Source organism: Halovivax sp. (assembly GCA_007119345.1).
Lineage (GTDB): Archaea > Halobacteriota > Halobacteria > Halobacteriales > Natrialbaceae > Halovivax.
Genome location: SKPV01000290.1, coordinates 1 through 5,375 on the forward strand (window position 1 = coordinate 1; position 5,375 = coordinate 5,375).

General features: G+C 68.2%; 6 protein-coding genes and 1 pseudogene. 5 read left to right on the forward strand and 2 right to left on the reverse strand.

The genetic code is table 11. The annotated features are described in order from the left end of the window. Positions 1–358: pseudogene (locus QZT59_RS18935) on the forward strand (exodeoxyribonuclease VII large subunit); the annotation flags it as partial. Positions 359–457: 99 nt separating this feature from the next. Further along, complete coding sequence (locus QZT59_RS18940; RefSeq protein WP_290819497.1) at positions 458–676, forward strand: exodeoxyribonuclease VII small subunit; 219 nt, start codon at positions 458–460, stop codon at positions 674–676. A 120-nt stretch (positions 677–796) separates the two neighbouring features. On the opposite strand, the gene QZT59_RS18945 is transcribed toward QZT59_RS18940, so the two are convergent. Next, positions 797–1,159, reverse strand: a complete 363-nt coding sequence (locus QZT59_RS18945) for a hypothetical protein (RefSeq protein ID WP_290819498.1) — start codon at positions 1,157–1,159, stop codon at positions 797–799. 164 nt (positions 1,160–1,323) lie between these two features. Here QZT59_RS18945 and QZT59_RS18950 point away from each other — a divergent pair, with 164 nt between their 5' ends. Together QZT59_RS18950 and QZT59_RS18955 are read left to right on the forward strand one after the other, a co-directional pair. Then, a complete protein-coding gene (locus QZT59_RS18950) occupies positions 1,324–1,674 on the forward strand; it encodes a MarR family transcriptional regulator (RefSeq protein WP_290819500.1) in 351 nt (116 codons plus the stop codon). A gap of 68 nt (positions 1,675–1,742) precedes the next feature. Further along, positions 1,743–2,021, forward strand: a complete 279-nt coding sequence (locus tag QZT59_RS18955) for a type II toxin-antitoxin system PemK/MazF family toxin (protein WP_290819502.1) — start codon at positions 1,743–1,745, stop codon at positions 2,019–2,021. 379 nt (positions 2,022–2,400) lie between these two features. On the opposite strand, the gene QZT59_RS18960 is transcribed toward QZT59_RS18955, so the two are convergent. After that, the gene (locus QZT59_RS18960) at positions 2,401–4,443 is read right to left on the reverse strand and encodes a bifunctional UDP-sugar hydrolase/5'-nucleotidase (protein ID WP_290819504.1); all 2,043 of its coding nucleotides are present in this window, start codon (positions 4,441–4,443) and stop codon (positions 2,401–2,403) included. A gap of 395 nt (positions 4,444–4,838) precedes the next feature. On the opposite strand from QZT59_RS18960, the gene QZT59_RS18965 reads away from it, so the two are divergent. Then, positions 4,839–5,309 carry a hypothetical protein gene (locus QZT59_RS18965; protein ID WP_290819505.1) on the forward strand — a complete coding sequence of 157 codons (471 nt, stop codon included), beginning with the start codon at positions 4,839–4,841 and terminating at the stop codon, positions 5,307–5,309. Positions 5,310–5,375 lie beyond the last annotated feature (66 nt).

The following is a 5,375-nucleotide window of genomic DNA, read 5'->3' on the forward strand; positions in this document are numbered from 1 at the left end:
GCGGATCGCGGCGGCCTACGACACCCTCGTCGCGGACCGGCTCGCGGCGATCGATCGCCGCGTCGAGACGGCGTTCCGTGAGCGCGAACACGCCGCCGAGACGGACGCCGTCACTGAGCGAGCGGCCCGGGCCCGCATCGGCGACCTGGAAGCCCGGATCGACCGGGCCTACGAGCGTCGCGTCGAGCGCGAGCTCGAGTCGCTCGAGGCGCGCATCGACGACGCCTACCGGGACGTCGAGGCCGAGGCGCGAATCGCGGCCGGGACGGCCGAGGCCAGGCGCCTGCGGATCGTCGTCGCCGCGCTGCTCGCGCTACTCCTGGTCGGCGCCGCGATCGTCGTCTTCCTGCTCCTGTAGCGCGACGCGATCCCGACTCGGTCCGCGCCGGCCCGGACCGGAGGGGAACCGCGCTCGCCCTGGCGTAGTTTCAAGACGATCGACCCGCATCCGAGTCGTATGACCGCGGACGCCGACGTCGACATCGGGAGCCGGATCGAGCGCCTCGAAGAGATCGCCGAGACGCTCGAGGACGGAGAGATCGGACTGGAAACCGCGAAGGAGCTCCGCGAGGAGGCCGACGAGCACCTCGAGGCACTGGGCGAGGCGTTGGACGCCGGCGAGGGCGACATCATCGAACTCGACGGCGAGGAGATCGACCCGGACGACACGGGATGAGCGGGACCGCGGTCCGGCCATCGGTCGTCCGTCCGCCGACGTTGCCGAACCCTCGATCCGGCCCGCCCGGTCGCGCCTCGACGAGCGAGCGGCCGGGATCGGCGCCCCGCCGTCCGGTCGCTACGTCCCGCGATACCGCGCCTGCATCGCGTCCAGTTCGCAGCGCACGCACGGGTCGTCGGCGAAACAGGCCCGATCGTCGTACGGACACTCGCGTTCGTCGACCGAGACCGAGAGGTGACGTTTCTGGCGCTCCCAGTCGCGTTCCCACGCGTCGACGTCCATCTCGGCGGACGTGAACACGACGTCGCCGTCCCGGTCGACGATCTTCGCGGCGGCGACGGCGTCCGCGCGCTCCCTGACGATCTCGATCGCGGCCTCGTAGGAACCGCACCGGATCACCCGGTTCTCGCCGGCGTCGCGCAGCAGTCGGACCGTGATCCGGCCGTCGGTCTCTTCCGTGGGCTCCAGGCCGCGGGTCACGCGTCGTCCATTCCGGCCCGCTCGAAAAATCCTTCCGGCTGATGACGAATTCGAAATCGTACTTGAGGGGTGCTATCGACGCCCTGTTCGAAGCGTACACAGGATACATCCATATATCACGTCTATCGGATGCACTCGAGTACACACCGACGAACTCGTCGCGTATGTCCATCGACATCGACCGGTTCGACGAGTCGTCGCCGGAAGAGCTCGGGGGGCTGAGCAACGCCGAGCTCGTTCTCCGGTTCCGCTACCACAACAGGGACCGGGCGTGGAAGGCCAGGGAGATCGCCCGACGGACCGAGGTGAACGAAAACTCGATCCACCCCGTCCTCTCGCGGCTCGAAGAGCGGGAACTCGTCCGCCACAAGGGACCGTACTGGGCCATCACGGACGATCTCGATCGGCTCCGCCGCGCATACGATACCCATGGGACGATGGAGCGCTTCGACGACCTGTACGGCGAGGAAGACCCGGACGAGTGGATCGAGGCGAGCGAACGGGACGAAGAGTGACGCTGGAGTGCGGAACGATCGTCTTCGCGGCCGATCAGTTCAAAGACGGAGAACCGGGGCGTCCGTGAGTGATCATCAGCACGGCCGATACGCCGTTTCACGGCGAGCAGTTCGTCGCGCTCACGCTGTCGACGAAAACGTGGTACGGCGAGCGGATCCCGATCGACGACGGGGACCTGATCGAGGGCGGCCTCCCGAAACCGAGTTCGATCCTCCCCTGGGCGGTCGCCTCCATCGCCGACGACGACGTCCGTCGCGAACTGAAACGACTGCGAGCGGACGTCGTCGACGCGACCGTGACACGGTTCGCGGCGTCCCTCGGAATCGATCCGGAACGGGCTCGGTGAGCGGGTGTGAACGTGCGCGGTAACTCGACCGTTCGACAGGAAGTAGCCTCGGTGTCTTCGGATCGTTCGTCGGCGGATGCGAGGCTATGTCCGACGACCCGATCAGTTCACCTGGACCCGCCATCTTGTTAGATCCACTCCAGAGAAACCGACCGAGACGCCCACTTCTGCGGTCGGAATTGTGGTCAACCCCGCAAAAGTAAACCCCGAGTGACGAGCACCGGCGGCGAATCGGCCGCGCTCGAGGCCGCCGACGGGCCGACGGTCGATCGGCGGGAGCGACCCGCAGGAGACGACGGGGGAAGGCCCCGCGTCAGTCGGGACGCAGCGACCGGTCGGTCGGGGCGCAGTGACCGGTCGGTCGGAGCGCAGCGACGGGTCAGTCGGGGCGCAGCGACGGGTCCGTCGTGTCGACGGTGGCCTTCAGTTTGAAGTAGTCCCAGGTGGCAGCGACGGGGAGCTCCATGAGTTCGCCGTCGTCGCGGTAGTCGTAGTACTCCTCGTCGGGGTCGAAACCGCCGAAGACGCGGAGATCGAGGTCATCGTCGCCGGCGACCAGCGGCTGGAGGTCGCTCGTCCGGAAGCCGATCCACAGGTCGTCGCCCTCGACCGAGACGCTCGCGGGCTCGAGACGTTCGTAGTCCTCCGCGAGCGCGTAGAACGTCTCGACGCCCTCGATCGCCTCGGCACCCTCGGGTACCGGGAACCGCAACAGCGTCTCGCCCCGCCGTCGGACGACCTCGCGGTGCTCCCCGACGTCCTCGTCCACGCGGAGGATGCGCCCCTCGATCTCGGGGTCGACGGTCCCGCGCTCTTCGAGACGGTCCAGGACGAACGGGCCGAGGTACTGCCCCGAGTGGACGACGATCTCGCCTTCCTCGCCGAGGATCGAGCGACCGATCTCGAAGTCGTTGCTCGCGACGAGGTACGTGTCGTCGGCCGCGAGCGGTTCACCGCCGACGAACGCGGAGAGGAGCTCGCTCTCGCCGTCGTGGCCGCGCCACTCGTACTGGAGACCGGACACCTGGATCGCCGGCTGCGCGCCGAAGGTGCTGCCGTCGGAGAGCGGCCGAGTGACGTCCTCGAGGTACCGAGACAGGACCTCGCCGGTCACCTCGACGACCTCGATCTCGTTGGGGAACGGCAGCACGTTCATCACGTCGAGCCCCGTGATCTCGCCGGGGCCGTACGTGGCGTTCGAGCGGATGCCGCCGGCGTTCTGGATCGCGACGTCGACGTCGAGCTCGTCGCCGCCGACCTCGCGCATGACGTCGGTCATGAGGTTGCCCCACCGGCTCTCGCGCGCGTAGTTCGTGTCGAACGTGGCGTCGAGCTCGACCGCGGACTCGAAGAAGGGGCGCCCCAGCCGCTCCTCGAGATCCGCGATCCACTCGTCCGCGTGCTCGCGGAGGAACTCGTCCTCCTCGACGTCGTGGACGTCGACCGGGCGGTGGTTCTCGTGATCGCTCGGCGGATCCTCGAACTCCCCGTTGTAGAAGTCGACGCGTTCCCAGTCGACCAGCTCGCCGGAGGCGACGTCGAACGTCAGCCGGCCGAGGTGGTCGAACTCGTCGTCGAACTCGCTGAGCACCGTTCCGTCCCCCCGCACCTCCGGTTCCTCGAACAGGGTCCCCGAGTGCGAGCCGACGATGGCGTCGAGGCCGTCGACCGCGTCCGCGACCTCGCGCTGTCTCCCCGTCGAGAGGTGGAGCGCGCCGACGACGAAGTCCGCGCCCTCGTCGTTTCTGAGGGCGTCGACGGCCGCTTCGGCGGCCTCGATCGTGTCGAGAACCTGCCAGTCGTCGGGGTAGTCCGTGATGGCGTGGAAGTTGTCGGTGCCGAGACCGAAGACGCCGACGGTGACGTCCCCGACCGCGATCGTCGTCCACCGTTCGGTGCCGGGGATCGGCTCCCCCTCGTCCGTGAGGAGGTTCGCGACGACCCACGGAAACGTGCTCTCCTCGAACCGTTCGATCGCGACGTCGGCGCCGAAGTCGAACTCGTGGTTGCCGACGCCGATCGCCGCCGGCTCCATGTAGTTGAGCGCCGGAATCACGTGCTCGCCCTGGAACTCGAGGCCGAGCAGCGAGGGCGCGAGGTCGTCGCCGATCCCGAGGAAGATCGCGTTCTCGTGTTCGTCGCGGAGCGCGTCGACCATCGTGTGGTAGCGAGCGACGTTCTTCTCGGGATCGGCCGCATCCTCGAAGCGGCCGTGGAAGTGGGTGTCGTGGACGATCGTCAACGTGTCCCCCGACGTCGCCCCCGCCGTACCGGCCGCCCCGATCGCGCCGGCCGCTCCCAGCGAGACGCCCGCCGTCGTGGCGACGAATTCGCGCCTGCTCTGCGCGAATCGTCCGTCCGGATCTCCGCGCGGTTCGTCCGAGTCGTCGCGCCGTTCCACCGAGTCGTTGGATCGTTTCACCGAGTCGTCCCGCCCGTTCGGATCGTGCCGAGACATACGATATCGTGACACACACTCGTACGTGACTTTTTCGATCGGTTCTCAGCTATCCGAATGAGTTTCGGTATTCCGGATGGTCGCCGACCGTGCGCTCGATGGAGGCGGTCGGATCGACGGGTCGGCGTCCGTGGTGATCGCGATCGATCGCCGCCGGAAGCGGACGGTGAAGGCTCGGTTCGGCGAGCGGATCGCGAGTGATCGCCGCCGGGAGCGATCGACGAGGCGTCGCCGGCGACGGAACGTATTCGACGCCGATCGGCGCGCGAACGGCCGACCACCGCCCCGAAGCCGACCGACACACCGACCGTCCGGCACGACCCCCACTTATTTGACAAGAGAACGCATCGCACACACCGATGGATCGGGTCTGGATCACCAACGGCTCCACGAGCGTCGGGCCGGTCGTCAACGCGCTCGCGGCGGCCTGCCACGAGGGGTACCGGCCGACGGACGTCTACGTCCTCGACAATCCGGGGATCACGGACGTCACGGACGCGGCGGCGTCGATGATCAAGACGGTCGTCACCGCCAACGGGGGCGCGGAACCGACCGTCTCCGTCGAGACGATCGCCGAGGAGCGCGACTTCGACGCGATCGTCGCCTACCTCAGCGGCGCGATCGAGGACGCCCGGGACGCGGACGCCGAGATCGCCGTCGACGTCACGCCCGGCCGGAAGTTCTGGTCGATCATCGGCTTCCGGGCGGGCCTGGAGTACGACGTCGACCACCTCTACTACGTCCACCTCGACGGCGACTACTTCGGCGAGAGCTACCCCACGATCCCGCGGACGGCGATCGACCTCGTCGACTTCACGGAGGTGCTCTGAGATGCGTCGATCGCGCGAGGCGGCGCCGATCGGCGACGCCACCCGAGATCGCATCGACCGCGTCAC